43 protein-coding genes are annotated in these 25,131 nt (G+C 42.0%); 6 read left to right on the top strand and 37 right to left on the bottom strand.

The window, feature by feature from the left end:
* Window positions 1–244: 244 nt before the first annotated feature.
* Window positions 245–808, top strand: coding sequence for a gamma carbonic anhydrase family protein (locus JEP71_RS16795; RefSeq protein ID WP_196534413.1), 564 nt, complete (start codon window positions 245–247; stop codon window positions 806–808).
* Here JEP71_RS16795 and JEP71_RS16800 read toward each other — a convergent pair.
* From JEP71_RS16800 to dprA, 5 genes are read right to left on the bottom strand one after another with little or no spacing between them, the layout of a single operon-like run.
* Window positions 784–1,044 (bottom strand): DUF1488 family protein, encoded by a 261-nt coding sequence (locus JEP71_RS16800; RefSeq protein WP_196534412.1) that lies wholly within the window; start codon window positions 1,042–1,044, stop codon window positions 784–786. The genes JEP71_RS16795 and JEP71_RS16800 overlap by 25 nt on opposite strands.
* Window positions 1,041–1,865: a shikimate dehydrogenase gene (aroE, locus tag JEP71_RS16805; protein ID WP_198626633.1), complete on the bottom strand. Its 825-nt coding sequence runs from the start codon at window positions 1,863–1,865 to the stop codon at window positions 1,041–1,043. The genes JEP71_RS16800 and aroE overlap by 4 nt, the downstream gene beginning before the upstream one ends.
* A 5-nt stretch (window positions 1,866–1,870) precedes the next feature.
* Window positions 1,871–2,440, bottom strand: coding sequence for an L-threonylcarbamoyladenylate synthase type 1 TsaC (tsaC, locus tag JEP71_RS16810; RefSeq protein ID WP_160229882.1), 570 nt, complete (start codon window positions 2,438–2,440; stop codon window positions 1,871–1,873).
* On the bottom strand, window positions 2,433–2,990 hold the full coding sequence (locus tag JEP71_RS16815; RefSeq protein WP_196534410.1) for a topoisomerase DNA-binding C4 zinc finger domain-containing protein: 558 nt from the start codon (window positions 2,988–2,990) through the stop codon (window positions 2,433–2,435). Before JEP71_RS16815 ends, tsaC begins: the two co-directional genes overlap by 8 nt.
* Before the next feature lie 18 nt (window positions 2,991–3,008).
* Window positions 3,009–4,154: a DNA-processing protein DprA gene (gene dprA, locus JEP71_RS16820; protein WP_198626634.1), complete on the bottom strand. Its 1,146-nt coding sequence runs from the start codon at window positions 4,152–4,154 to the stop codon at window positions 3,009–3,011.
* A gap of 130 nt (window positions 4,155–4,284) precedes the next feature.
* Here dprA and def point away from each other — a divergent pair, with 130 nt between their 5' ends.
* The 5 genes from def (at window position 4,285) to mscL (ending at window position 9,163) form a co-directional block, all read left to right on the top strand.
* Window positions 4,285–4,809: a peptide deformylase gene (gene def / locus JEP71_RS16825; protein WP_100158937.1), complete on the top strand. Its 525-nt coding sequence runs from the start codon at window positions 4,285–4,287 to the stop codon at window positions 4,807–4,809.
* A gap of 26 nt (window positions 4,810–4,835) precedes the next feature.
* Window positions 4,836–5,783 carry a methionyl-tRNA formyltransferase gene (fmt, locus tag JEP71_RS16830; RefSeq protein ID WP_196534408.1) on the top strand — a complete coding sequence of 316 codons (948 nt, stop codon included), beginning with the start codon at window positions 4,836–4,838 and terminating at the stop codon, window positions 5,781–5,783.
* A 99-nt stretch (window positions 5,784–5,882) separates the two neighbouring features.
* A complete protein-coding gene (gene rsmB / locus JEP71_RS16835; RefSeq protein ID WP_109374365.1) occupies window positions 5,883–7,151 on the top strand; it encodes a 16S rRNA (cytosine(967)-C(5))-methyltransferase RsmB in 1,269 nt (422 codons plus the stop codon).
* Between the two features lie 112 nt (window positions 7,152–7,263).
* The gene (trkA, locus tag JEP71_RS16840; protein WP_109396567.1) at window positions 7,264–8,640 is read left to right on the top strand and encodes a Trk system potassium transporter TrkA; all 1,377 of its coding nucleotides are present in this window, start codon (window positions 7,264–7,266) and stop codon (window positions 8,638–8,640) included.
* A 115-nt stretch (window positions 8,641–8,755) separates the two neighbouring features.
* Entirely contained in the window at window positions 8,756–9,163 is a 408-nt protein-coding gene (gene mscL / locus JEP71_RS16845; protein ID WP_109374367.1) for a large-conductance mechanosensitive channel protein MscL, read from the top strand.
* Window positions 9,164–9,166: 3 nt separating this feature from the next.
* On the opposite strand, the gene JEP71_RS16850 is transcribed toward mscL, so the two are convergent.
* From JEP71_RS16850 to bfd, 32 genes are all read right to left on the bottom strand, one after another.
* Complete coding sequence (locus JEP71_RS16850) at window positions 9,167–9,373, bottom strand: alternative ribosome-rescue factor A (RefSeq protein WP_109374368.1); 207 nt, start codon at window positions 9,371–9,373, stop codon at window positions 9,167–9,169.
* Window positions 9,374–9,423: 50 nt separating this feature from the next.
* Window positions 9,424–9,837, bottom strand: a complete 414-nt coding sequence (gene zntR / locus JEP71_RS16855) for a Zn(2+)-responsive transcriptional regulator (protein ID WP_069368787.1) — start codon at window positions 9,835–9,837, stop codon at window positions 9,424–9,426.
* A gap of 297 nt (window positions 9,838–10,134) precedes the next feature.
* Window positions 10,135–10,521: a 50S ribosomal protein L17 gene (gene rplQ / locus JEP71_RS16860; RefSeq protein ID WP_004246940.1), complete on the bottom strand. Its 387-nt coding sequence runs from the start codon at window positions 10,519–10,521 to the stop codon at window positions 10,135–10,137.
* A gap of 37 nt (window positions 10,522–10,558) precedes the next feature.
* Window positions 10,559–11,548: a DNA-directed RNA polymerase subunit alpha gene (locus JEP71_RS16865; RefSeq protein WP_006535513.1), complete on the bottom strand. Its 990-nt coding sequence runs from the start codon at window positions 11,546–11,548 to the stop codon at window positions 10,559–10,561.
* Between the two features lie 25 nt (window positions 11,549–11,573).
* Window positions 11,574–12,194: a 30S ribosomal protein S4 gene (gene rpsD, locus JEP71_RS16870; protein WP_004246942.1), complete on the bottom strand. Its 621-nt coding sequence runs from the start codon at window positions 12,192–12,194 to the stop codon at window positions 11,574–11,576.
* A 36-nt stretch (window positions 12,195–12,230) separates the two neighbouring features.
* Entirely contained in the window at window positions 12,231–12,620 is a 390-nt protein-coding gene (gene rpsK / locus JEP71_RS16875; protein ID WP_002919257.1) for a 30S ribosomal protein S11, read from the bottom strand.
* 16 nt (window positions 12,621–12,636) lie between these two features.
* The gene (rpsM, locus tag JEP71_RS16880) at window positions 12,637–12,993 is read right to left on the bottom strand and encodes a 30S ribosomal protein S13 (RefSeq protein WP_036914623.1); all 357 of its coding nucleotides are present in this window, start codon (window positions 12,991–12,993) and stop codon (window positions 12,637–12,639) included.
* Window positions 12,994–13,139: 146 nt separating this feature from the next.
* Window positions 13,140–13,256 carry a 50S ribosomal protein L36 gene (rpmJ, locus tag JEP71_RS16885; RefSeq protein WP_071788572.1) on the bottom strand — a complete coding sequence of 39 codons (117 nt, stop codon included), beginning with the start codon at window positions 13,254–13,256 and terminating at the stop codon, window positions 13,140–13,142.
* Window positions 13,257–13,298: 42 nt separating this feature from the next.
* Window positions 13,299–14,621, bottom strand: coding sequence for a preprotein translocase subunit SecY (gene secY, locus JEP71_RS16890; RefSeq protein WP_006535510.1), 1,323 nt, complete (start codon window positions 14,619–14,621; stop codon window positions 13,299–13,301).
* A gap of 7 nt (window positions 14,622–14,628) precedes the next feature.
* Window positions 14,629–15,063 (bottom strand): 50S ribosomal protein L15, encoded by a 435-nt coding sequence (rplO, locus tag JEP71_RS16895; protein ID WP_004246944.1) that lies wholly within the window; start codon window positions 15,061–15,063, stop codon window positions 14,629–14,631.
* A 3-nt stretch (window positions 15,064–15,066) separates the two neighbouring features.
* Window positions 15,067–15,246, bottom strand: a complete 180-nt coding sequence (gene rpmD, locus JEP71_RS16900) for a 50S ribosomal protein L30 (protein ID WP_036914634.1) — start codon at window positions 15,244–15,246, stop codon at window positions 15,067–15,069.
* 5 nt (window positions 15,247–15,251) lie between these two features.
* On the bottom strand, window positions 15,252–15,752 hold the full coding sequence (gene rpsE, locus JEP71_RS16905; RefSeq protein ID WP_023583472.1) for a 30S ribosomal protein S5: 501 nt from the start codon (window positions 15,750–15,752) through the stop codon (window positions 15,252–15,254).
* 14 nt (window positions 15,753–15,766) lie between these two features.
* A complete protein-coding gene (gene rplR, locus JEP71_RS16910) occupies window positions 15,767–16,120 on the bottom strand; it encodes a 50S ribosomal protein L18 (RefSeq protein ID WP_023583471.1) in 354 nt (117 codons plus the stop codon).
* 9 nt (window positions 16,121–16,129) lie between these two features.
* Entirely contained in the window at window positions 16,130–16,663 is a 534-nt protein-coding gene (rplF, locus tag JEP71_RS16915; protein WP_023583470.1) for a 50S ribosomal protein L6, read from the bottom strand.
* A 14-nt stretch (window positions 16,664–16,677) separates the two neighbouring features.
* Window positions 16,678–17,070, bottom strand: coding sequence for a 30S ribosomal protein S8 (rpsH, locus tag JEP71_RS16920; RefSeq protein WP_100158931.1), 393 nt, complete (start codon window positions 17,068–17,070; stop codon window positions 16,678–16,680).
* 32 nt (window positions 17,071–17,102) lie between these two features.
* Window positions 17,103–17,408 carry a 30S ribosomal protein S14 gene (rpsN, locus tag JEP71_RS16925; protein WP_006535503.1) on the bottom strand — a complete coding sequence of 102 codons (306 nt, stop codon included), beginning with the start codon at window positions 17,406–17,408 and terminating at the stop codon, window positions 17,103–17,105.
* Between the two features lie 12 nt (window positions 17,409–17,420).
* The gene (rplE, locus tag JEP71_RS16930) at window positions 17,421–17,960 is read right to left on the bottom strand and encodes a 50S ribosomal protein L5 (RefSeq protein WP_036933223.1); all 540 of its coding nucleotides are present in this window, start codon (window positions 17,958–17,960) and stop codon (window positions 17,421–17,423) included.
* 13 nt (window positions 17,961–17,973) lie between these two features.
* Entirely contained in the window at window positions 17,974–18,288 is a 315-nt protein-coding gene (gene rplX, locus JEP71_RS16935; RefSeq protein WP_006535502.1) for a 50S ribosomal protein L24, read from the bottom strand.
* A 10-nt stretch (window positions 18,289–18,298) separates the two neighbouring features.
* Window positions 18,299–18,670, bottom strand: a complete 372-nt coding sequence (rplN, locus tag JEP71_RS16940; protein WP_004246955.1) for a 50S ribosomal protein L14 — start codon at window positions 18,668–18,670, stop codon at window positions 18,299–18,301.
* Between the two features lie 176 nt (window positions 18,671–18,846).
* The gene (gene rpsQ / locus JEP71_RS16945; protein WP_023583468.1) at window positions 18,847–19,101 is read right to left on the bottom strand and encodes a 30S ribosomal protein S17; all 255 of its coding nucleotides are present in this window, start codon (window positions 19,099–19,101) and stop codon (window positions 18,847–18,849) included.
* Window positions 19,101–19,292: a 50S ribosomal protein L29 gene (gene rpmC, locus JEP71_RS16950; RefSeq protein ID WP_004238624.1), complete on the bottom strand. Its 192-nt coding sequence runs from the start codon at window positions 19,290–19,292 to the stop codon at window positions 19,101–19,103. The genes rpsQ and rpmC overlap by 1 nt, the downstream gene beginning before the upstream one ends.
* Entirely contained in the window at window positions 19,292–19,702 is a 411-nt protein-coding gene (gene rplP / locus JEP71_RS16955; RefSeq protein WP_006535500.1) for a 50S ribosomal protein L16, read from the bottom strand. Before rplP ends, rpmC begins: the two co-directional genes overlap by 1 nt.
* 12 nt (window positions 19,703–19,714) lie before the next feature.
* Window positions 19,715–20,416: a 30S ribosomal protein S3 gene (rpsC, locus tag JEP71_RS16960; protein WP_023583467.1), complete on the bottom strand. Its 702-nt coding sequence runs from the start codon at window positions 20,414–20,416 to the stop codon at window positions 19,715–19,717.
* Window positions 20,417–20,433: 17 nt separating this feature from the next.
* Window positions 20,434–20,766: a 50S ribosomal protein L22 gene (gene rplV, locus JEP71_RS16965; RefSeq protein WP_006535498.1), complete on the bottom strand. Its 333-nt coding sequence runs from the start codon at window positions 20,764–20,766 to the stop codon at window positions 20,434–20,436.
* Window positions 20,767–20,780: 14 nt separating this feature from the next.
* The gene (gene rpsS / locus JEP71_RS16970) at window positions 20,781–21,059 is read right to left on the bottom strand and encodes a 30S ribosomal protein S19 (protein ID WP_004246960.1); all 279 of its coding nucleotides are present in this window, start codon (window positions 21,057–21,059) and stop codon (window positions 20,781–20,783) included.
* Window positions 21,060–21,073: 14 nt separating this feature from the next.
* The gene (rplB, locus tag JEP71_RS16975; protein WP_006535497.1) at window positions 21,074–21,898 is read right to left on the bottom strand and encodes a 50S ribosomal protein L2; all 825 of its coding nucleotides are present in this window, start codon (window positions 21,896–21,898) and stop codon (window positions 21,074–21,076) included.
* Between the two features lie 19 nt (window positions 21,899–21,917).
* The gene (rplW, locus tag JEP71_RS16980) at window positions 21,918–22,220 is read right to left on the bottom strand and encodes a 50S ribosomal protein L23 (protein ID WP_004246962.1); all 303 of its coding nucleotides are present in this window, start codon (window positions 22,218–22,220) and stop codon (window positions 21,918–21,920) included.
* Window positions 22,217–22,822 carry a 50S ribosomal protein L4 gene (gene rplD, locus JEP71_RS16985; RefSeq protein WP_023583466.1) on the bottom strand — a complete coding sequence of 202 codons (606 nt, stop codon included), beginning with the start codon at window positions 22,820–22,822 and terminating at the stop codon, window positions 22,217–22,219. The genes rplW and rplD overlap by 4 nt, the downstream gene beginning before the upstream one ends.
* Before the next feature lie 16 nt (window positions 22,823–22,838).
* Window positions 22,839–23,468, bottom strand: a complete 630-nt coding sequence (gene rplC, locus JEP71_RS16990) for a 50S ribosomal protein L3 (RefSeq protein ID WP_198626635.1) — start codon at window positions 23,466–23,468, stop codon at window positions 22,839–22,841.
* Window positions 23,469–23,500: 32 nt separating this feature from the next.
* Window positions 23,501–23,812 (bottom strand): 30S ribosomal protein S10, encoded by a 312-nt coding sequence (rpsJ, locus tag JEP71_RS16995; RefSeq protein ID WP_001181005.1) that lies wholly within the window; start codon window positions 23,810–23,812, stop codon window positions 23,501–23,503.
* Window positions 23,813–24,160: 348 nt separating this feature from the next.
* A complete protein-coding gene (gene bfr / locus JEP71_RS17000) occupies window positions 24,161–24,634 on the bottom strand; it encodes a bacterioferritin (RefSeq protein ID WP_198626636.1) in 474 nt (157 codons plus the stop codon).
* Window positions 24,635–24,711: 77 nt separating this feature from the next.
* A complete protein-coding gene (gene bfd, locus JEP71_RS17005; RefSeq protein WP_151436625.1) occupies window positions 24,712–24,909 on the bottom strand; it encodes a bacterioferritin-associated ferredoxin in 198 nt (65 codons plus the stop codon).
* Window positions 24,910–25,131 lie beyond the last annotated feature (222 nt).

The raw sequence follows: 25,131 nt of genomic DNA on the forward strand, positions 1-25,131 counted from the left end.
TTCTCTTTTTGAACTTTACGTCTATTTTTGATACGGAAAACATCTTTTGTGTGTAAAAAATATACGCTTTATCTTGTTATTGTCTATTCGGTATATTCTATCAATCACACTCTATTGCTCTACTTTCTCTTTTATTATCGTTTTTTATAGTCATGCATCATAAAAATCATTGCTCTCGCCAGCCCACCCCATCCACTGCTATGCTTTTCTTATTATAAAGTGAAACCAAGTACGAGGGTAAATTATGGGGAAATCAACAATCAGGAATTACTTACACCTTTCACCTTCTATTGATAAAGATGTTTTTATTGATGAAACAGCAACTGTGATTGGAGATGTACGTATTAGTGAAGATGTCAGTATTTGGCCTATGGTTGTTATTCGTGGTGATGTGAATTACGTGAGTATTGGGAAAAGATCAAATATTCAAGATGGTTCGGTTCTTCATGTCACTCATATCTCATCCAATGATCCTGAAGGTTTTCCTCTTATTATTGGTGATAACGTTACTGTTGGGCACAAAGCAATGCTACACGGGTGCACAATCGGAGATCGTGTTTTAGTAGGAATGGGTTCTATTTTACTTGATGGTGCAATTATTGAAGACGATGTAATGATTGGTGCGGGTAGTTTAGTTCCGCCAGGAAAACGGCTTGAAAGCGGTTTTCTTTACTTAGGAAGTCCGGTGAAAAAGGTTCGCCCACTTTCATCAGCAGAAATAGAGCACTTTATCTATTCTGCTAATAATTATGTCGGGTGGAAAAATAACTATTTAGCCACTCATCAATCTACCATTGATAAAGAATAGATAGGATGGAGAGTTGATAACTCATACTCTGTTACCAACTCTTCAAATTCTTCTTCAATATCCCAACGATTTTGTTTAAATAATAAAATTCCCTCACCAACACCAAAACGCTCAATAAGCTCTTGTTCTGTAATTTGACAATCAAAAAGCATTCCATTGATCATTATAGGAAAAAGAACACTCCTATTTTCAGTTAGCCATATTTCACGATCTGGAAATTGAATGGATTGGTTCATTTATTCAATCTTTCTCTTAATACATTAAGGACGGGATTAATATCCGGTACAAGTTCATACCACAATTCAAATGCATAAGCCGCTTGTCCTACTAACATACCTAATCCATCTGATAAACGCGTACTTCCATGTTTTAATGCGTTATATAGAAATGAAGTCATTCCAGTTTGATAATAAAGGTCATAGCACGCTGTTTCAAAACCATAAACATCATTAGGAATCGGTGGTAAATCATTAGTCATACTAGATGCAGATGCATTTATAATTAAATCGTAATGTCTATCAGCAACATCTTCAGCAGCTATTGCTCTGATTGTTCCAAATTGACTAAACTCTTTTACTAATTGCTCGGCTTTAGTAAATGTGCGATTGGTTAAAGTAATATCACAATCGTAATCAAGTAATGGAAGTAATATTCCTCTTGTTGCGCCACCAGCGCCAATAACTAAGACGGATTTAACCTTATTAGGCACGATAAAATCGAGCCTTGCTAAGTCCAGAATAAGTCCTTGTCCATCAGTGTTATCACCAAGAAGTGATCCATCTTCTAATTTAACAATAGAGTTAACTGCACCACATGCTTTTGCTCTATCTGTTAATTTATCCACAAAGCGGAATGCATCTTCTTTGAAAGGAACAGTAACATTAGCACCTCGTCCCCCATTAGAAAAAAAATGTGAGGCAGTTTTATCAAATTCACCTAAAGGAACAAGTAAGCGTCCATAGCCATACTCTATTCCTGTTTGTTTTGAGAAAAATTGGTGAATGAAAGGAGACTGACTATGCTCGATAGGGTTTCCCATCACTAAATATTTTTCCATCACAATCACCCTTGTCGGTACAATTCACCTGTTAAGGCATCTCGGATTTCAGAAGGATTCTGTCTACCTCCAACATTCCCTTCAACGATAGGAATTGTATCCTCAAATTGTTTTCTTACTTCTTCAACTGTACGACATGGTGGCAATCCACTTAAGTTAGCACTCGTTGAAACTAAAGGTTTTCCATAAGCTAAGCATAACTCTTTAACAACTGAGTGGTCTGTTACTCTCACGGCTAAAGAAGCAAATTTTCCAGTTAACCACTTTGGCGTCGTTGATTTAGCAGGAATAACCCATGTAATTGGTCCTGGCCAAGATGCAAACATTCTGTCTCGTTGAGTTTGTGTTAATGCACTATCATCAATATAAGGTTTCAATTGCTCATAATTATCAGCAATTAAAATTAGCCCTTTTTCAATTGAACGTTGTTTTAACATTAATAGTGCCATAACAGCATGCTCGCTATCAGGATCACAACCCACCCCAAATACAGCTTCTGTTGGATATGCGATAACTTTATTATTTTTTAATGCTTCTATAATAGTATTGCTTACAGGTGATGCTTCGTTATTCATGTTCTTCTCTTTTTGTTTGTTGCTTTCCACATAATTTGCTGGCGCACACCAATCTTACTCCTTGAGAAGACCTTTTTTCCATCAATAATGGATAGTGGCAATATTCGCATTCACCATTAACAGGTTTGTTATTTAATACAAATTGGCATTCTGGATATTGGTTACAAGCATAAAATGTCTTACCAAACCTAGACTTACGTTGTAATAGCTTTCCTTTTTCACATTGAGGGCAAGGTATAACAGTTTCATCAGGTTTATCAATTTGCTCTATATGTTCACACTCAGGATAATTGCTACAACCAATAAACATCCCAAATTTACCCTGACGTAAAACTAAATCAGCACCACAGCACTTACAAGGTTGTCCTTCTAGGACTTTGATAATTTGCCCATCACCTTGTGGTTTCAGTGTTTTAATATAGTGGCAATCAGGATAAGCAGAGCATCCTAAAAAAGGGCCATGTCCTCCATTTTTCATCACTAATGCGCTACCACATTCAGGGCATTTTCCCTGTTCAGGTTGCTGTGTAAACGGCATATTCTTTGCCATTGTTTTACCTCATTACACTTATTCCAATCGAGTATAGCCACCAGCCACAATAGCGATTTTTTCAATAAGCTCAAGTTCTAATAAAAGAGGAGCTAATTCAGAAGTTGATAATCCACTATCCTGAGCAATGATATCAATAGGTACTATTTTATTAAAACGTAGAAAAGGCAATATCACATCTATTGCGTGTTGTTGTTCTGGTGTAAGTTGCTCTGTTTTATCCTCTCGTTTTTCATTATTGATAAATGTCGTATATTCATCTGTTATAATTTTTTGTTGATACTCATTATCACAAGTAAGCCACTGCAAAGAGCTATTTAAATATTCCAGAATATCTTCAGGTGAAGATGCTAAATTTGCACCTTGCTTAATAAGCTGGTGATTACCTTCAAAATGAGCATCTCCTAATAATCCAGGTAACACAAACAACTCTTTACCTTGTTGCAAAGCATAATTTGCTGTTATTAAAGAACCGCTTTTAATTCCTGCTTCGACAATAAGCAGTGCAGCACTTAGCCCACTAATAATCCGGTTACGTTGAGGAAAATGGCGCGCTAAAGGTGGTGTCATAGGTAAATGTTCAGAAATAATAAGACCAGACTCTTTTATTTGTGTTGCAAGAGTGCGATGAAATGACGGATAAATCTGCTCTAAGCCACTTCCTAGTACAGCAATAGTAATACCATTATTCTTTAATGCACTTCGATGCCCTATACCATCGATACCTTGAGCTAACCCACTTGTAATAGTGAGTTCTTTCTTTACTAATTCCTGTGCAAAATAAGTTGCCCATTTGGAACCATAGGGTGTAGCAACTCGGCTACCAATTAATGCAATTTGTGTGCTTTTTAAATGCTGCCTATTTCCTGCAACAAAAAGCAAAAGTGGCGGTGATGAAATTTGCTTTAATAAAGATGGGTAATCTGAATCTATAATTGTTAATAATGATGATTCGTTTTTATCTAACCACTTTAATGTATCGTTGACAGCATTTGCATGAAGTCTTAAGAATTGATGACTTTGCTGTTCTGACAGACCACAACCTATTAATAGTCTTTGATTTAACTGAGTCAAAGATTGTAGATACTTTGCAATTTGAATCGCTTTATTAATAGGTAGTCTTGAAACAGCATTAAGTCTTATCCATATTTCTCTAGCATCCATGCATTATCCTAATATTGTTTTTAGCAAACAGGGTGAGCGCTAAACACACCAAATACTGTCAATCTAGACAATAAATGTCTAGAATAGACGTTAAATCCTATTCACATTTTAGAAACAGTCCGAATAAATTATGGCAGTGTTACACGTATTACATTATCCAGACGAGCGCCTTCGCACGATTGCAAAGCCAGTCGAAAAAGTTGATGCCGAAATTCAAAAAATTGTCGATGATATGTTTGAAACGATGTATTTGGAAGAAGGTATCGGTTTAGCCGCGACACAGGTGAATATTCACCAGCGCATTATCGTCATTGATGTCTCTGAAACAAGAGATCAAAGACTGGTATTAATAAATCCAGAACTTCTTGATGCCGACGGTGATACAGGCATAGAAGAAGGCTGTTTATCTATCCCAGAACAGCGTGCTTTTATTCCTCGTGCAGAGCACGTAAAAGTGAAAGCCCTTGATTACAATGGTCAACCTTTTGAGTTAGAAGCTGATGATTTATTAGCTATCTGCATTCAACATGAAATGGATCATTTAGTTGGCAAGCTATTTGTAGATTATTTATCTCCATTAAAACGCCAACGCATCCGCCAAAAAGTTGAAAAACTCGATAAGCTAGATAAAAAAAGAGCTAAAACAGGACAGTAACAGTTAAATTGAAACAGGAAGAAAACGTGTCTGATTCATTACGTATTATTTTTGCGGGAACACCCGATTTTGCGGCTCGGCATTTAGCTGCATTGTTATCAACTCAACATCGTGTGGTGGGAGTCCTTACTCCTCCAGATAAACCCGCAGGAAGAGGTAAGAAACTGACTATTAGCCCTGTTAAGGAACTGGCATTAACTCATGATATTCCTGTTTATCAACCAGCCTCTTTAAAACCAGAAGAGAACCATGAGTGGATAGCAGCACAACGAGCAGATATTATGATTGTTGTTGCTTATGGCATGATTTTACCTAAAGCCGTTCTTGAAATACCGCGTTTAGGTTGCCTTAATGTGCATGGTTCTCTCCTTCCTAAATGGCGTGGTGCTGCACCAATTCAACGCTCTTTGTGGGCGGGAGATAAAGAAACAGGCGTCACAATTATGCAAATGGATGTTGGTTTAGATACAGGCGATATGCTGTATAAAGCATCATGTCCAATTACAAATGAAGATACCAGCGCATCACTTTATGAAAAACTTGCAGAACTTGGACCTAAGGCTCTAACAACTACGTTAGATCTCATTACCTCAGGTAAAATAAAAGCTGAGAAACAAGACGACAATTTAGCAAATTACGCACAAAAATTATCTAAAGAAGAAGCAAAGATTGATTGGTCATTATCAGCAGAACAGATTGAACGTTGCATTAGAGCATTCAATCCATGGCCAATGAGCTTTTTCATGTTAGACGAGCAACCTGTAAAAGTATGGAAAGCACAAGCTATAGCGGATAATACAGATAAACCTGCAGGAACCTTATTAAAAGCAGATAAAACGGGTATTTATATTGCGACAGGTAACGGCATTCTAAATATCACTGAATTACAACCATCGGGTAAGAAACCTATGGCTTCTGCTGATTTCTTAAACTCCAAGCGAGATTGGTTCACTCCTGGAAAAATCATTCAATAATAATTCTAAGCCCTGATATCTAACATTATTATCAGGGTTTTCCTTTTTTCACGCCAATGTAATACATCTCTGGCGCTCAATATTAAACGTTAACTCATTATGAAAACGTCATACAACTTACGTAGCATTGCAGCAAAAGCAATCAATCAAGTATTAGATCAAGGCTTGTCTCTAAGCACTGTCATACCAGAACTTCAGAAAAATATTTCAGACAAAGATAAAGCCTTATTGCAAGAAATCTGCTTTGGCGTATTACGCACATTGCCACAATTAGAATGGATTATTCAGCAACTCATGGATAAACCATTAAAAGGCAAACAGCGTATTTTACACTACCTCATTATGGTTGGTTTATATCAGCTGCTTTATACACGCATTCCTGCTCACGCAGCTCTAGCAGAGACGGTAAATGGTGCTGTTGCACTAAAAAAACCACAGCTAAAAGGATTGATTAACGGTGTGTTACGTCAGTTTCAACGCCAACAAGATATCCTGAACGAACGTTTTCAAAATAGCGAAAATCGTTTTCTCCATCCATCATGGCTACTTACTCGTATTAAACAGGCTTACCCTGAGCAGTGGATGAGTATTGTTGAAGGCAATAACCAGAAGCCACCAATGTGGTTACGTGTAAATCAACGCCATCATTCTCGAGAAGAATATTTAACATTACTTGGAAATGAAGAAATTCCCGCTATTGCTGATGATAGCCACCCTTTCGCGATCCGTTTAGAGAATCCATGCAACGTGAATCTTCTCCCAGGATTTGCTGATGGTTGGGTAACAGTTCAAGATCGTTCAGCTCAACGTTGTGCTGAATTATTAGCACCAGAAAATAAAGAGCAGATCCTTGATTTATGTGCAGCACCTGGTGGTAAAACAACACATATTTTAGAAATAGCTCCGCAGGCTCACGTATTAGCTATCGACATAGATGAGCAACGTTTAAAACGTGTACAAGAGAACCTTACGCGTTTAAAACTTAATGCAGTCGTCAAAAGTGGTGATGGTCGTTATCCTGAACAATGGTGTTCAGGCATGCAGTTTGACCGAGTTCTTCTTGATGCACCATGCTCAGCAACTGGTGTTATCCGTCGTCACCCAGATATAAAATGGCTTCGTCGTAATGACGATATTGAGCAATTGGCTCAAATTCAAAAAGAGATCCTTCATGCTATTTGGCCATACCTAAAATCTGGTGGCACGTTGGTATATGCAACCTGCTCTATTTTACCTGAAGAAAATAAACAACAAGTTGAAGCATTTTTAGCATCAACGAAAGATGCACAATGCGATTATCAACACCAATGCTTACCAGAAGCAGAAGGTGGCGATGGTTTCTTTTATGCATTGATCAAGAAAATATGATCTTGTGATAAAAGATGATATCAGATCTAAAAAACGCTACTATTTCAACGCAAGATCATCCAGATCTTGCGTTTCTTTTCTATTTGTTAATCGAATACTCTGAGAAATTACGATGAAAATTATTATCTTAGGCGCTGGTCAAGTAGGTGGTACTCTCGCTGAAAATCTTGTCGGGGAGAATAATGATATTACTGTCGTTGACACTAATGCAGATCGCTTACGCCAACTTCAAGATAAATTCGATTTACGAGTAGTCAATGGACATGGATCTCACCCAAGGATCTTAAGAGAAGCTGGTGCTGAAGATGCAGATATGCTGGTTGCCGTCACCAACTCTGACGAAACCAATATGATAGCGTGCCAAGTTGCTTACACTCTGTTCAATACACCTAATAAAGTTGCTCGGATACGTGCCTCTGAATTTGTTCGTGAAGCAGATAAACTCTTTCTCCCAGAAGCTATTCCCATTGATTATTTAATCTCACCAGAGCATTTGGTTATCGATTATATTTATAAATTGATCCAATACCCAGGTGCCTTACAAGTTGTTAATTTTGCCGATGGTCAAGTCAGTATTGTTGCGGTAAAAGCGTATTACGGTGGTTCTCTCGTTGGGAATGCGTTATCAACATTACGTGATCATATGCCACATATCGATACACGAGTTGCTGCAATTTTTCGTCAAGACAGACCTATAAGACCTCAAGGCTCCACAATTATTGAAGCTGGAGATGAAGTTTTCTTTGTCGTCGCATCTCAGCATATTCGTGCAGTAATGAGCGAGTTACAACGATTAGAAAAACCTTATAAACGCATTATGATTGTTGGTGGTGGTAATGTCGGTGCAGGTTTAGCTGCTAGATTAGAAAAAGATTATAGCGTCAAACTTATTGAACATAATCAGCAACGTGCCACAGAACTGGCTGAATTACTCCATGACACCATCGTTTTTTATGGTGATGCATCAGATCAAGAACTTCTTGCTGAAGAACATATTGAACAAATTGATGTATTTATCGCACTGACTAACGATGATGAAGCCAATATTATGTCAGCGATGCTGGCAAAAAGAATGGGTGCTAAAAAAGCAATGGTACTTATTCAGCGTAGCGCTTATGTTGATTTAGTCCAAGGTGGGGTTATTGATATTGCAATATCACCACAACAAGCAACTATTTCTGCACTTTTAGGCCATGTTCGTAAAGCTGATATTGTTAGCGTTTCATCATTACGGCGAGGTGTTGCAGAGGCAATTGAAGCCGTTGCACATGGTGATGAAAATACATCAAAAGTTGTTGGCCGCCGTATACAAGATATAAAGCTACCACCAGGAACCATCATTGGTGCAATTGTTAGAGAGCAAGATGTTATTATTGCAAACGCAAGTCACTCCATAGAACAGGGTGATCATGTGATTATGTTTATCACTGATAAAAAATATGTTCCTGAAGTTGAAAAACTTTTCCAGCCAAGTCCATTTTTCTTATAAAGATTATGTAGAAATAAGAATAATAGTGATTGTTACTTATAATGGTCTATTATTATCATGTTAGATACTATATTTTTACATAATAAATCTATATTGAGATAAATAAGGGGTGGTTATGTCTTTTTTCAAAGAGTTCCGTGAATTTGCCATGAAAGGCAACGTTGTTGATATGGCAGTCGGTGTCATCATCGGTGCAGCTTTCGGTAAGATTGTTTCATCTCTAGTTGCTGATATTATCATGCCACCATTAGGATTATTAATTGGCGGTATTGATTTTAAACAATTTAGCCTTGTATTAAGAGATGCAACTGGAGATGTGCCTGCTGTTGTCCTAAATTATGGTATGTTCATTCAAACTGTTTTTGACTTTGCCATCGTTGCATTTGCTATATTCTGCGCAATCAAATTAATCAATAAGACACGTCGTCAAGCAGAAGAAGCACCTAAAGCACCACCGGCTCCTTCCGCAGAAGAAACTCTATTAACAGAAATTCGTGATTTATTAAAAAATCAGCAAAAATAAAAACTAAAAGGCCAGTGATAACAATTGAAAAAATCTTTTGTTATCACTGGCCTCCCAGTTACCCTTCTTGTCATGTTTTGCTTTTCTCATATAACTTCCTTTTCCTTTCTTATTCTTTTCCACGCGTTGTCTAAATAATGGATCATGAACAAGTGCTGCTAAAGCATTATCTTTAATAGCCCCTTTCTGGTGCTGATATTTGCTAGACATAAAAACCTCTTAAATTGTTAAAGAACATAAAACGTAATACGGTACAGATATTATTGCTTTGTGGCGCCAGATTCAAGTATTTCAAGAATAGAACAATAAGTACTTTCATGAGCACTACCACAACATGCATTACTTAACATCTTCAATGAATCTCGCATTCTTTCCATTTCTTTCAAGCGAATTTCAACTTCAGCAAGCCTTGCATCAACAATATGCTTTGATTCAACACAAGTGTGATGAGCAGGATCAACGCGAATAGAAAGTAGCTCTGTAATCGCGTCTAATGTAAAACCCAACTCTTTTGCATAACGAATAAAACGCAAACGTTGGAGATCTTGCTCTGTATATAGGCGATAGCCACCTTCTGTTCGCCTGTCATGATCCATCAATCCTTGTTTTTCATAAAAACGGATTGTATCTGTTGTCACATTCGCTAATTTTGCAACCTGCCCAATACGATACATGGATCATTCCCTCACTCTAAATGATGAATAAGCATAGCAAATAATCAAAATAATAGAATTGAAATATAGTGCGAAGCTTATCTTACCAAAATAGCAGTATGCTGAAATCACAAAAAATAAATATGATGCAACACAAAAGTAAGTAAAAAAGCATGGAATAACAAATAGAAAGGTTGGAGTATGGCTTGATAAGTTATTTTTATAAAACTAGTTTCAGTAGCTATCATTTTCAATAGATATAAAAAAACCGGATTAAAAATCCGGTCTTTTTATTCGCTTCACTAAATAATAATTAAATTATTCAGCTGCTGCTTCTGTTTCAGAATCAGCACGGTCAACAAGCTCAATGTAAGCCATTGGAGCGTTGTCACCAGCACGGAAGCCACACTTCAGAATACGAGTGTAACCACCTGCACGGCTCGCAAAACGCGGACCTAATACTGTAAACAGTTTTGCCACGACTTCGTTATCACGAGTACGGGCGAATGCCAGACGACGATTAGCTACGCTGTCGGTCTTGGCAAGAGTAATCAGCGGCTCAACGACGCGACGCAGTTCTTTCGCTTTAGGCAAAGTTGTCTTGATTATCTCATGACGAACTAAAGAACCTGCCATGTTACGAAACATAGCCTGACGATGGCTGCTGTTGCGGTTCAATTGACGACCACTCTTACGATGGCGCATGACCTTATCCTTCTCAGTAAAACCTTAACCTGTGATCTTATTCATCAGCGATACTTGCAGGTGGCCAATTCTCAAGGCGCATACCCAGAGATAGACCACGCGACGCCAGTACGTCTTTAATCTCAGTAAGAGATTTCTTACCAAGGTTAGGCGTCTTAAGTAATTCAACTTCAGTACGCTGTACCAGATCACCGATGTAGTGGATTGCTTCTGCCTTCAGACAGTTAGCAGAGCGGACAGTCAATTCAAGATCGTCTACTGGGCGCAGTAAGATAGGATCGAATTCTGGCTTCTCTTCTTTAACTTCTGGTTGACGAACATCACGTAAGTCAACAAAAGCTTCAAGCTGTTCAGCCAGGATAGTCGCTGCACGGCGAATCGATTCTTCTGGATCGATAGTACCGTTAGTTTCCATCTCGATAACCAGCTTATCCAAGTCGGTACGCTGTTCAACACGAGCTGCTTCCACATTATAAGCAATACGCTCAACTGGGCTATAGCACGCGTCTACTAAAAGGCGACCGATAGGGCGCTCATCTTCTTCCGAATGAATTCGGGCAGAAGCCGGCACATAACCACGACCACGCTGAACTTTGATACGCATATTAATAGATGCGTTTTCGTCTGTAAGGTGGCAGATAACGTGCTGCGGCTTGACGATTTCGACATCACCGTCATGGATGATATCGGCTGCAATAACAGGGCCAATGCCAGATTTGCTCAAAGTAAGAATAACTTCATCTTTACCATGAACTTTTACCGCCAACCCTTTAAGGTTGAGCAGTATTTCTAGGATATCTTCCTGAACACCTTCTTTGGTGCTGTACTCATGCAGTACACCATCAATCTCAACCTCTGTTACCGCACAACCCGGCATAGACGAAAGCAGAATACGGCGCAGTGCGTTACCAAGAGTATGGCCGAAGCCTCGCTCTAATGGTTCAAGGGTCACCTTGGCGTGCGTCGAACTGACTTGCTCGATATCAACCAGGCGCGGTTTTAGAAACTCTGTCACAGAACCCTGCATTGTGTCCTCTCTTTGGTGCTAAGCCTTACTTGGAGTAAAGCTCGACGATCAGGTGCTCGTTAATGTCAGCAGACAAGTCAGTACGTTCAGGAATACGTTTGAACACACCTTCCATCTTAGCAGCATCAACTTCCAGCCATGTTGGCTTTTCACGCTGTTCAGCCAGCTCTAAAGCAGCCTTGATACGAGACTGTTTTTTCGATTTTTCACGAACGCTGACTACGTCATTCGGGGAAACCTGATAAGAAGCAATGTTAACCACGCGACCATTTACCATGATTGCTTTATGGCTAACCATCTGACGTGCTTCTGCGCGAGTTGCGCCAAAGCCCATACGATAAACAACGTTATCCAGACGACCTTCCAGCAAAGTCAGCAGGTTTTCACCTGTGTTGCCTTTCAGACGAGTTGCTTCTTTGTAGTAGTTACGGAATTGACGTTCTAGAACACCGTAAATACGACGTACTTTTTGTTTTTCACGTAACTGAACACCGTAATCAGAAAGACGCGGTTTACGTGCGCCGTGCTGACCTGGTGCTTGTTCCAGTTTACACTTGGTGTCAATCGCCCGAACGCCAGATTTTAGAAATAAATCTGTACCTTCACGGCGGCTCAGCTTGAGCTTAGGACCCAAATATCTTGCCATTTTCTTTCTCCAACTTTCCTAAAAACGAAAACGTTATTAAACGCGACGTTTTTTCGGTGGACGACAACCGTTATGAGGAATCGGAGTCACATCAGTAATATTAGTGATGCGGAAACCAGCCGCGTTTAATGCACGGATAGTTGACTCACGACCAGGACCAGGTCCTTTAACCATAACTTCCAAGTTCTTAATTCCGTACTCTTTAACAGCTTCAGCGCAACGTTCTGCTGCAACCTGAGCCGCGAACGGAGTAGATTTACGAGAACCACGGAAACCGGAACCACCGGCAGTAGCCCAACCCAATGCGTTACCTTGACGATCGGTAATAGTAACGATTGTGTTGTTGAAAGAAGCATGGATATGAGCCACACCGTCAGAGACTTGTTTTCTTACACGCTTACGTGCACGAATAGGTGCTTTTGCCATTGTTCAAATACCCCGATTATTTCTTGATCGGCTTACGCGGACCCTTACGGGTACGTGCGTTAGTCTTAGTACGCTGACCGCGAACTGGTAGACCACGACGATGACGTAAACCACGGTAAGTACCAAGATCCATCAGACGTTTGATGCTCAGGGTAACTTCACGACGCAGATCACCTTCTACAACGTATTTGGCAACTTCGTCACGCAGCTTGTCGATTTGCTCTTCAGACAGCTCACTGATCTTAACATTTTCAGCAATACCAGCAGCTACACAGATAGCCTGTGAGCGGGTCTTACCGATACCGTAAATCGAAGTTAATGCGATTACAGTATGTTTATGATCAGGAATGTTAATGCCTGCTATACGGGCCACTATGCACTCCTAAATTAGCAGTTATACAGTACCATTCTGAAAAGCCCGTTTTCAGGATACTCAAACAATACTGTATATATTATAAAAGATTGGGCTGGCTAATTTAGCCAGCTCAACCGAACTTTGCAAGAAAAAAATGCAATAAATTAGCCTTGACGCTGTTTATGCTTAGGCTCGACGCTGCAAATTACACGCACGTGACCGTGACGTCTAACAATTTTGCAGTTACGGCACATTTTCTTGACGGAAGCACGAACTTTCATTTTTACTCTCCGTAACTTCTAAAACAAATCGCTTATCAGTAATTAACCTTTAAGATTTGCTTTTTTCAATGCAGACTCATACTGACTTGACATCAGGAGAGTTTGCACTTGAGCCATAAAATCCATGATGACCACAACCACGATTAAGAGGGAAGTACCACCAAAATAGAAAGGTACTTTCATTGCGTCACGCATGAACTCCGGGATGAGACAGATAAAGGTAATATACAAGGCACCGATTAAGGTTAAACGTGTCATTACTTTATCTATATATTTAGCCGTCTGCTCTCCCGGGCGAATTCCTGGTACAAATGCACCGGACTTCTTCAGGTTATCTGCCGTTTCTCTTGGGTTGAAAACCAACGCCGTATAGAAGAAACAGAAGAATATGATTGCAGCAGCGTATAGTAACACATAAATAGGTTGACCAGGCTGTAGATTTAAAGAAATCGTCGTCAGCCAACCCCACCCTGTACCATCGCCAAACCAAGAGGTTATTGTACCAGGAAACAGGATAATACTTGAAGCAAAAATTGCTGGTATAACACCCGCCATATTTACTTTAAGTGGTAGATGTGTACTTTGTGCCGCGTATATTCTACGCCCTTGTTGACGTTTTGCATAGTTAACAACGATACGACGTTGTCCTCTTTCTACAAAAACAACAAAGAAAGTAACTGCGAACACTAATACTGCAACCAACAATAACAGGAGGAAGTGCAGTTCGCCTTGCCGCGCCTGCTCGATGGTTTGACCAATGGCAGGCGGAAGACCTGCAACGATACCTGCAAAGATAATAATTGAGATACCGTTACCAATACCACGTTCAGTGATTTGCTCACCTAACCACATTAGGAACATTGTCCCAGTGACTAAGCTCACAACAGCCGTAATATAGAATGGTAAGCCTGGATTAATTACCAGACCTTGCATTCCTGGCATATTCGGTAAGCCTGTTGCGATACCAATTGATTGGAATATCGCCAGCACCAAAGTACCATAACGGGTATATTGGCTGATCTTACGACGACCGGCCTCCCCTTCCTTCTTAATCTCTGCTAACCGAGGGTTAACCACTGATAAGAGTTGGATAATAATCGATGCCGAAATATAAGGCATGATACCCAGCGCAAAGATAGAAGCACGGCTAAGAGCACCACCAGAGAACATGTTAAACATTTCAATGATGGTGCCTTTTTGCTGATCGAGCAATTTGGCAAGCACAGTGGCATCAATACCAGGGATAGGAATAAAAGAGCCAATCCTAAAGACAATAAGTGCACCAAGAACAAACAAAAGTCTGCGTTTTAGTTCACCAACACCACCTTTAGCACTCTGAAAATCTAAACCTGGTTGTTTAGCCATCTGTCACTTATTCCTCAATTTTACCGCCAGCTGATTCGATTGCTGCACGGGCACCTTTGGTAACACGCAGACCACGAATAGTCACTGCACGGTTAACCTCGCCAGACAGAATTAATTTTGCAAATTCAATCTGTGGGCCAACAACGTTTGCGGCTTTCAGTGCATTCAGATCGATTACATCGCCTTCAACGTAAGCTAAATCAGACAGACGGATTTCCGCAGTCACGAATGATTTACGTGAAGTAAAACCAAATTTTGGTAAACGACGATATAAAGGCATCTGGCCACCTTCAAAACCACGACGTACGCCACCGCCAGAACGAGATTTCTGACCTTTGTGACCACGGCCGCCAGTTTTACCTAAGCCAGAACCGATACCACGACCTACACGTTTAGGCGCATGCTTGGCACCTTCAGCCGGAGACAGAGTATTTAAACGCATCTCTTACTCCTCAACTTTAACCATATAGGAAACCAAGTTGATCATACCGCGAACTGCTGGTGTATCTTCGCGTTCTACAGTGTGACCGATGCGACGCAGGCCTAAACCAGTCATAGTTGCCTTATGTTTAGGCAGACGGCCGATTAAGCTGCGTGTTTGAGTAATTTTAATAGTCTTAGCCATGGTCATTACCCCAGAATTTCTTCAACGGATTTACCACGCTTAGCTGCGACCATATCTGGAGACTTCATGCTATCTAAAGCGTCCAGTGTTGCACGAACCACGTTAATCGGGTTAGTGGAACCATAGGTTTTAGCCAGTACGTTACGAACGCCAGCCACTTCTAGAACTGCACGCATTGCACCACCTGCGATGATACCGGTACCTTCATGAGCAGGCTGCATAAATACGCGTGAGCCTGTGTGAGTACCTTTAACAGGGTGGAACAGAGTACCGTTGTTTAAAGCGACGGTTTTCATATTGCGACGGGCTTTTTCCATCGCTTTCTGGATTGCTGCCGGAACTTCGCGAGCTTTGCCATATCCAAAACCAACGCGGCCATTACCATCACCAACTACTGTAAGAGCGGTGAAGCTAAAGATACGACCACCTTTAACGGTTTTAGATACGCGGTTTACCGCGATCAGCTTTTCCTGCAGTTCGCCAGCTTGTTTCTCGATGTGAGCCATCTTACACTCCTACCTTAGAACTGAAGGCCAGCTTCACGGGCAGCATCTGCCAGTGCCTGGACTCGACCATGATATTGGAAACCGGAACGGTCAAATGATACTACTTTGATACCTTTTTCCAGAGCGCGTTCAGCAACAATTTTACCAACTACTGCTGCTGCTTCTTTGTTTCCAGTGTTTTTCAGTTGCTCAATGATAGCTTTTTCTGTAGTAGAAGCGGCCACCAAAGTTTCAGAACCGTTTGGTGCAATAACCTGCGCATAAATATGGCGAGGGGTACGGTGTACCACCAGGCGAGTCGCACCCAATTCCTGGAGCTTACGGCGTGCGCGGGTCGCACGACGGATACGAGCTGCTTTCTTATCCATAGTGTTACCTTACTTCTTCTTAGCCTCTTTGATACGCACAACTTCGTCGGCGTAACGAATACCTTTACCTTTATAAGGTTCAGGGCGACGGTAAGCACGCAGTTCAGCTGCTACTTGACCAATCACTTGCTTATCCGCACCTTTCAGTACGATTTCAGTTTGTGTTGGGCATTCAGCAGTGATGCCTGCTGGCAGTTGGTGTTCCACTGGATGTGAAAAACCTACTGATAAGTTAACCGCATTGCCTTTAATAGACGCACGATAACCTACACCTACCAGTTGCAGTTTCTTAGTGAAGCCTTCGGTAACACCTACAACCATTGCATTTAACAGAGAACGAGTAGTACCCGCCTGTGCCCATGCATCAGCAAAACCATCGCGAGGTGCGAAAGTTAAGTGGTTGTCAGCATGTTGAATTTCAACTGCATTATGGATAGTACGAGTTAGCTCGCCGTTTTTACCCTTAATCGTAATTACCTGACCGTTGAGTTTAACCTCTACGCCGGCAGGAATGACGACGGGTGCTTTTGCCACACGAGACATTCTTTCCTCCCGAATTAAGCTACGTAGCAGATAATCTCGCCACCAAGACCTGCTTGGCGAGCTGCACGATCAGTCATAACACCTTTTGAGGTAGAAACAACAGCGATGCCCAGTCCTGCCATAACATTTGGCAGCTCATCTTTTCTTTTATAGATGCGCAGACTTGGACGGCTTACGCGCTGAATGCTTTCTACTACAGCCTTACCTTGGAAATATTTTAAAGTGATTTCCAGTTCTGGCTTAGTGTCGCCTTCAATTTTAAAATCTTCAATATAACCTTCTTCCTTAAGCACGTTGGCAATCGCCACTTTCAGCTTGGAGGAAGGCATTGTGACCGCAACTTTGTTCGCGGCCTGACCGTTACGGATACGGGTCAGCATATCCGCGATGGGATCTTGCATGCTCATCTGTCTTTACTCCCGTGATTCAATTATGGTAATTACCAGCTAGCCTTTCTAAGGCCCGGGATTTCACCGCGCATAGCGGCTTCACGGACTTTAATACGGCTGAGGCCAAATTTCCGCAGGAAACCGTGCGGACGTCCAGTTTGACGGCAGCGGTTACGCTGACGTGAAGGACTTGAATCACGTGGCATAGTTTGCAGTTTCAGAACAGCATTCCAACGATCTTCGTCAGACACGTTCACATCTGAAACGATAGCTTTCAGTTCTGCGCGTTTTGCGAAGAATTTCTCAGCTAAATTCGCACGTTTTACATCACGTGCTTTCATAGATTTCTTAGCCATGAATGCCCTGCCTTACTTGCGGAACGGGAAGTTAAACGCTGCTAACAGTGCGCGACCTTCATCATCTGATTTCGCAGTCGTAGTAATGGTAATATCCAAACCACGAACACGATCCACTTTATCGTAATCGATTTCAGGGAAGATGATTTGCTCACGTACGCCCATGCTGTAGTTACCACGTCCATCAAATGATTTAGCGGACAAACCACGGAAGTCACGGATACGTGGTACAGCAATAGAGATCAGGCGTTCAAAGAACTCCCACATGCGTTCGCCACGCAGGGTCACTTTACAGCCGATCGGATAGCCCTGGCGGATTTTGAAGCCTGCAACAGATTTGCGTGCTTTGGTGATCAAAGGTTTTTGACCTGAGATTGCTGCTAAATCAGCTGCTGCATTGTCCAGCAGTTTTTTATCAACAATCGCTTCACCAACACCCATATTCAGGGTGATCTTCTCGACCCGAGGGACTTGCATGACAGAATGGTAACCAAACTGAGACATCAGTTTTTGGACTACCTCGTCTTTGTAGTAATCATGCAGTTTCGCCATCGTATACTCCAAATTACTTGATAGTTTCTTTATTAGACTTGAAGAAACGAACTTTTTTGCCGTCTTCGAATCTAAAACCTACACGGTCAGCCTTGCCGGTTGCCGCATTGAAGATTGCAACGTTAGAAACTTGGATAGAAGCTTCTTTTTCAACGATGCCACCTGGTTGGTTCAGAGCCGGAACTGGCTTCTGATGTTTTTTAACCAGATTGATACCTTCAACGATAACTTTACCAGAAGAAAGAACCTGTTTTACTTTACCGCGCTTACCTTTATCTTTACCAGTCAGCACGATAACTTCGTCTTCACGACGGATTTTCGCTGCCATTGCCTGCTCCTTAGAGTACTTCAGGTGCCAGAGAGATTATTTTCATAAACTTCTCGTTACGAAGTTCACGAGTAACCGGCCCAAAAATACGCGTACCAATAACTTGCTCGCTGTTGTTGTTTAACAATACACAAGCGTTGCTATCGAAGCGAATGACAGAACCGTCAGGGCGACGAACACCCTTCTTGGTGCGCACCACTACCGCTTTCAGTACATCACCTTTCTTAACTTTACCACGTGGAATTGCTTCCTTGATGGTAATTTTGATGATGTCACCTACATCTGCGTAGCGACGGTGCGAGCCACCTAGAACCTTGATACACATTACGCGACGTGCACCGGAGTTGTCGGCCACGTTCAGCATAGTCTGTTCTTGGATCATTTTAGTGCTCCGCTAAATGTCAACTACTACTGAGCCACTTCCACATTAGAAGAGGCCGTTCAATATCCCATAATACGAGGGAGCGGCATTATAACACCACATTCTCGATATGGACAGAAAAAATAAACGGCTCGTTCAGTTTTGAGCCGTTTATTTCGTACGAAAAGGCTATTTTATTACAGAACAGCTTTTTCTACAACGCGAACTAACGCCCAAGACTTAGTCTTAGACAGTGGACGTGTTTGACGAATTTCTACTACGTCACCAATTCCACATTCGTTGTTCTCGTCATGTACATGCAGTTTGGTCGTACGACGGATAAACTTACCATATAATGGGTGTTTAACCATACGATCGATAGCAACGACAATAGATTTCTCCATTTTGTCACTAACTACACGACCTTGCAGAGTACGGATTTTATCGGTCATTACGCACCCGCCTTCTCAGTCAGTAAAGTCTTAACGCGTGCGATATTACGACGCACTTGTTTCAACAGATGAGACTGTTGTAACTGACCACTTGCTGCCTGCATACGCAGGTTAAACTGCTCGCGCAGTAAATTCAGCAGTTCTGTGTTCAGCTCTTCAACGCTCTTTTCGCGCAGCTCTTTTGCTTTCATTACATCACCGTCTTAGTTACAAAGGTGGTTTTGATAGGCAGTTTTGCTGCCGCCAGCTTGAATGCTTCACGGGCCAGTTCTTCAGGCACACCATCCATTTCATACAGGACTTTACCTGGCTGGATTAAGGCAACCCAATACTCAACGTTACCTTTACCTTTACCCATACGGACTTCGAGCGGCTTTTCAGTGATTGGTTTGTCTGGGAACACACGGATCCAGATTTTACCCTGACGCTTAACTGCACGGGTCATTGCACGACGTGCCGCTTCGATCTGACGTGCAGTCAGACGACCACGGCCCACAGCTTTAAGACCGTAAGTCCCGAAGCTTACATCCGCACCAGCAGCTAAGCCACGGTTGCGGCCTTTGTGCACTTTACGGAATTTTGTACGCTTTGGTTGTAACATCAGCGACTCTCCTTACTTGCGGCCTTTACGCTGCTGCTTTTTAGGTTGAGCAGCCGGTTTTTCCGCCTGTTCAACTGCAGCCATACCACCCAGGATCTCACCTTTGAAGATCCATACCTTAACGCCGAGCACACCATAAGTGGTTTGTGCTTCTGAGGTATTGTAGTCGATATCTGCACGCAGAGTGTGCAGAGGTACACGACCTTCACGATACCATTCAGTACGAGCGATTTCAGCGCCGCCTAAGCGACCACTTACTTCCACTTTAATACCTTTAGCGCCTAAACGCATAGCGTTCTGTACCGCACGCTTCATAGCACGACGGAACATAACACGACGTTCCAGCTGTGAAGTGATGCTGTCAGCAACTAATTTTGCGTCCAGTTCAGGTTTACGTACTTCGGCGATATTAATTTGCGCAGGAACGCCAGCGATATCCGCTACGTTTTTGCGCAGTTTTTCAACATCTTCACCTTTTTTACCGATAACGATGCCTGGGCGAGCAGTGTGAATAGTCACACGGATGCTTTTCGCAGGACGTTCGATAACGATACGAGATACAGATGCTTTAGCCAGTTCTTTAGTTAAGTACTGACGTACTTTAAAGTCGCTGTCTAGGTTGTCAGCGAATTCATTGGTACCCGCATACCATGTGGAATTCCAAGGCTTGACAATGCCAAGGCGGATACCATTAGGATGTACTTTTTGACCCATTGCTAGTCTCCAGAGTCTCAGCGATCAGACACAACCACAGTGATGTGGCTGGTGCGCTTCAGAATACGATCTGCACGGCCTTTTGCACGAGGCATAATGCGCTTCATAGAAGGACCTTCGTCAACAAAGATCTTAGCTACTTTCAGATCATCAATGTCAGCGCCATCGTTGTGTTCTGCATTAGCAATAGCAGACTCCAGTACTTTCTTCACTAAACCAGCAGCTTTCTTGTTGGTAAAGGTTAAAATTTCCAGAGCTTGCGACACTTTCTTACCGCGAATCAGGTCAGCTACTAAGCGAACCTTCTGAGCAGAAGAACGAGCGTGGCGATGCATAGCGATAGTTTCCATCTCTTCCTCCTACCTTATTTTTTCTTAGCCTTTTTATCGGCTGCATGACCGCGATAAGTACGGGTCGGCGCGAATTCACCCAGTTTGTGACCAACCATTTCGTCGGAAACGTAAACTGGAACATGCTGACGACCATTATGGACAGCGATGGTCAAACCGATCATGTTAGGAAAGATCGTTGAACGACGGGACCAAGTCTTAACAGGCTTTTTGTCACCGCTTTCCACCGCTTTCTCTACCTTCTTCAGCAAGTGCAGGTCAATGAAAGGACCTTTCTTGAGAGAACGTGGCATGGCTTATCCTCTAATTATTTCTTAGTACGACGATGAACGATGAAATGTTCAGTGCGTTTGTTTTTACGAGTCTTCTTACCTTTGGTTTGAACGCCCCAAGGTGTTACTGGGTGTTTACCAAAGTTACGACCTTCACCACCACCATGTGGGTGATCGACTGGGTTCATCGCAGTACCGCGAACGGTAGGACGAATACCACGCCAGCGACTTGCACCAGCTTTACCCAGAACGCGTAACATGTGCTCAGAGTTGCCAACTTCACCGATAGTTGCACGGCAATCAGAAGGAACTTTACGCATTTCACCAGAACGCAGACGAATAGTGACATAAGCACCATCACGAGCAACGATCTGAACGTAAGTACCAGCTGAACGAGCTAACTGACCACCTTTACCTGGTTTCATTTCTACGTTATGAACTGTAGAACCAACCGGGATATTACGCATTGGTAAGGTGTTACCCGCTTTGATAGCAGCATCAACGCCAGACTGAACTTTATCACCCGCTTTCAGGCCTTTTGGAGCCAGAATGTAGCGACGTTCACCATCAGCATACAGCACTAAAGCGATGTTAGCTGAACGGTTTGGATCATATTCCAGACGTTCTACTGTCGCAGGGATACCATCTTTGTTGCGTTTAAAGTCAACAATACGGTAAGCCTGTTTGTGACCACCACCGATATGACGGGTAGTGATACGACCATTGTTGTTACGACCACCGGACTTGCTGTTCTTTTCCAGCAATGGCGCATAAGGTTTCCCTTTATGCAGCTCAGGGTTTACCACTTTAACTACGTGGCGACGGCCCGGAGACGTAGGTTTACATTTAACAATTGCCATTGTTCTTTACTCCTCCGACTTACTCAGCGCCGCCGACGAAGTCCAGATTCTGGCCTTCCTTCAGGGTGACGTAAGCTTTTTTCCAGTCGCTACGACGACCAATACGCTGACCGTGACGTTTCACTTTGCCTTTCATCAGCAGAGTGTTAACACTTTCAACTTCGACTTCAAACAGTTTTTGTACAGCTGCTTTAATCTCTGCTTTGGTCGCGTCTTTAGCAACTTTGAGAACGATGGTGTTTGATTTTTCCATCGCGATAGAAGCTTTTTCAGATACATGCGGTGCGCGCAGTACTTTCAGCAGACGTTCTTCACGGATCATGCCAGCATCTCCTCAACTTGCTTCACAGCGTCAGCAGTCATGACGACTTTGTCGAAGGCGATTAAGCTAACAGGGTCGATTGTTGCTGCATCACGTACGTCAACTTTATATAAGTTGCGTGCTGCTAAATACAGATTCTCATCTACATCAGCAGTGATGATCAGAACATCTTCCAGAGCCATATCTTTCAGTTTCTGCGCTAAAAGCTTAGTTTTAGGAGCTTCAACAGAGAACTTCTCTACGACGATCAGACGATCTTGACGTACCAGTTCAGACAGAATGCTCTTCAGAGCACCACGGTACATCTTTTTGTTTACTTTTTGACTGTGGTCCTGTGGTTTAGCTGCGAAGCTAACACCACCAGAGCGCCAAATTGGGCTCTTGATTGAACCTGAACGTGCACGACCTGTACCTTTCTGTCTCCAAGGCTTTTTGCCTGAACCAGAAACTTCAGCACGGGTTTTCTGAGCACGAGTACCTTGACGAGCACCAGCAGCGTATGCAACGACTACTTGATGCACAAGCGCTTCGTTAAAGTCACGCCCGAAGGTAGTTTCGGAAACAGTCAGCGCGCCTTGCGCGTCTTTCATTACCAATTCCATTCCTATCTCCTCGACGTTACGCCTTGACAGCTGGTTTAACGATCAGGTCACTGCCAGTTGCACCTGGAACAGCACCTTTGACCAGCAGCAGGTTGCGCTCAGCGTCAACACGTACTACTTCCAGGCTCTGAACGGTAACTTGTTCGTTACCCAGTTGACCTGCCATTTTCTTGCCTTTGAACACCTTACCCGGAGTCTGGTTCTGACCGATAGAACCCGGAACACGGTGAGACAAGGAGTTACCGTGGGTAGCATCTTGAGTACGGAAGTTCCAGCGCTTTACAGTACCAGCAAAACCTTTACCTTTAGATGTTCCAGTAACGTCGACTTTTTTAACGTCAGCGAAAATTTCTACGCTAATGCTTTGACCTACAGTGTATTCTTCGTCTTCATTCAGACGGAATTCACGTAGTAAGCGGCCAGCTTCAACACCAGCTTTAGCAAAATGACCTGCTTCAGGTTTCAGTACACGGTTAGCTTTTTTGCTACCAGTAGTCACCTGAACGGCACGATAACCGTCTTTCTCAAGATCTCTGATCTGAGTAACACGGTTGTTTTCAATTTCGATAACGGTTACAGGGATTGAAACGCCATCTTCAGTGAAGATACGAGTCATTCCTACTTTCTTACCGACTAAACCAATCATTGTTTCAACCTCTCAATCGCTTGATGACCTGATTAACCTAGGCTGATCTGCACGTCTACGCCGGCAGCCAGATCCAGACGCATCAGAGCATCAACGGTTTTCTCGGTTGGCTCAACGATGTCAACCAGACGTTTGTGAGTGCGAATTTCATACTGATCACGCGCATCTTTATTAACGTGCGGAGAAATCAACACTGTGAAACGCTCTTTGCGAGTCGGCAGTGGGATTGGACCACGAACTTGCGCACCAGTGCGCTTAGCAGTCTCTACGATTTCCGCAGTTGATTGATCAATCAGACGATGATCAAAAGCTTTCAGGCGGATACGGATTCTTTGGTTCTGCATGAGACCAGAGCTCCAACTATTTTTTATAAACGTAAATGATCACTACTCGTACCCATTTCGATTGATGAGAGAGTGTAATCGTTCTGCATATAACTCCCCAATTGGGAGTATTATATTAATGCAATATAAAATCTGCATTAGCTGATTAATCAGCCCCACTAAATCAGTGAGCCTGCGCATTATACTTGCCTGAGTGATGAAATCAAGCCAAGAATAAAAAATCAGCGATAAAAATTCGCTTTACCTTTTTAAAATAAAAAAAAGCAAAGGCAACCTTCATTACCTTTGCTTCAAAAAGCATTCAATAATTTATAGAAGAAAGTAAATCATTCTTTTATTGTGAGTGAGTTACTCTTCGATAATTTGGGCTTGTAAATAAATTTGAAGCCCCAAGCGTTCGATAAGTTCGAGCTGGGTTTCAAGCCAATCAATATGCCCTTCTTCATCAGTTAAGATTTCTAGCATAAGATCACGACTGACATAGTCATGAATAGAATCTGCGTAAGCAATTGCTTCACGTAGATCTTTGGCACCACCTAATTCTAATTCAAGATCAGAACGTAGCATTTCCTCAACATCTTCACCGATATTCAGTTTGCCTAAGTCTTGTAAATTTGGAATTCCTTCAAGAAACAAAATACGCTCAATATATTTATCAGCGTGTTTCATCTCATCGATGGATTCATGGTATTCCATTTCATTGAGGCGTGTGAGTCCCCAATTTTTGAACATTCGGGCATGCAGGAAATACTGATTAATTGCAACAAGTTCACCACCTAATAATTTATTAAGGTGGGCTATCATTTTTTTATCACCTTTCATTTTTATGCTCCTTTGCTTCCAGTCTTTTCAGTGTAGACCTTTTATACAAAGAGGAGAGAAAGGAAATTTAAAATTTGTTATGCAACTTCAGAAATTTGAGGGTAAAGAGCAGATTGCTCATTTTCGATCAGTTGACGAGTTTGACGCACACATTTACCACAACAACTTCCAACTGGTAAGATCTTGCGTAATTCATTAATAGTGTGAATTTGATGGTTACGGACAGTCGAGATAATTTTTTTATCACTCACACCGTGGCAAAGACATACGTACATAATAACAACCTCATTAACTTCTCACGAGCAAGATAGTAAATGATAATTATTATGATTTCAATTTCTATTTATTTAACTTAAGTATACTTACCTATATCGCAAAAGATAAAAATGATAAAGCAAGGAAAAATATTAATGCTTCATTGTAATTTAAAATAGCTAATCTTCAGATACAAAAAAAGGGCATCTAACGATGCCCTCTTCATGCATAAATCTATCAGG

This window comes from Proteus sp. PR00224 (assembly GCF_016238105.1).
In the GTDB taxonomy this organism is placed as follows: Bacteria; Pseudomonadota; Gammaproteobacteria; order Enterobacterales; family Enterobacteriaceae; genus Proteus.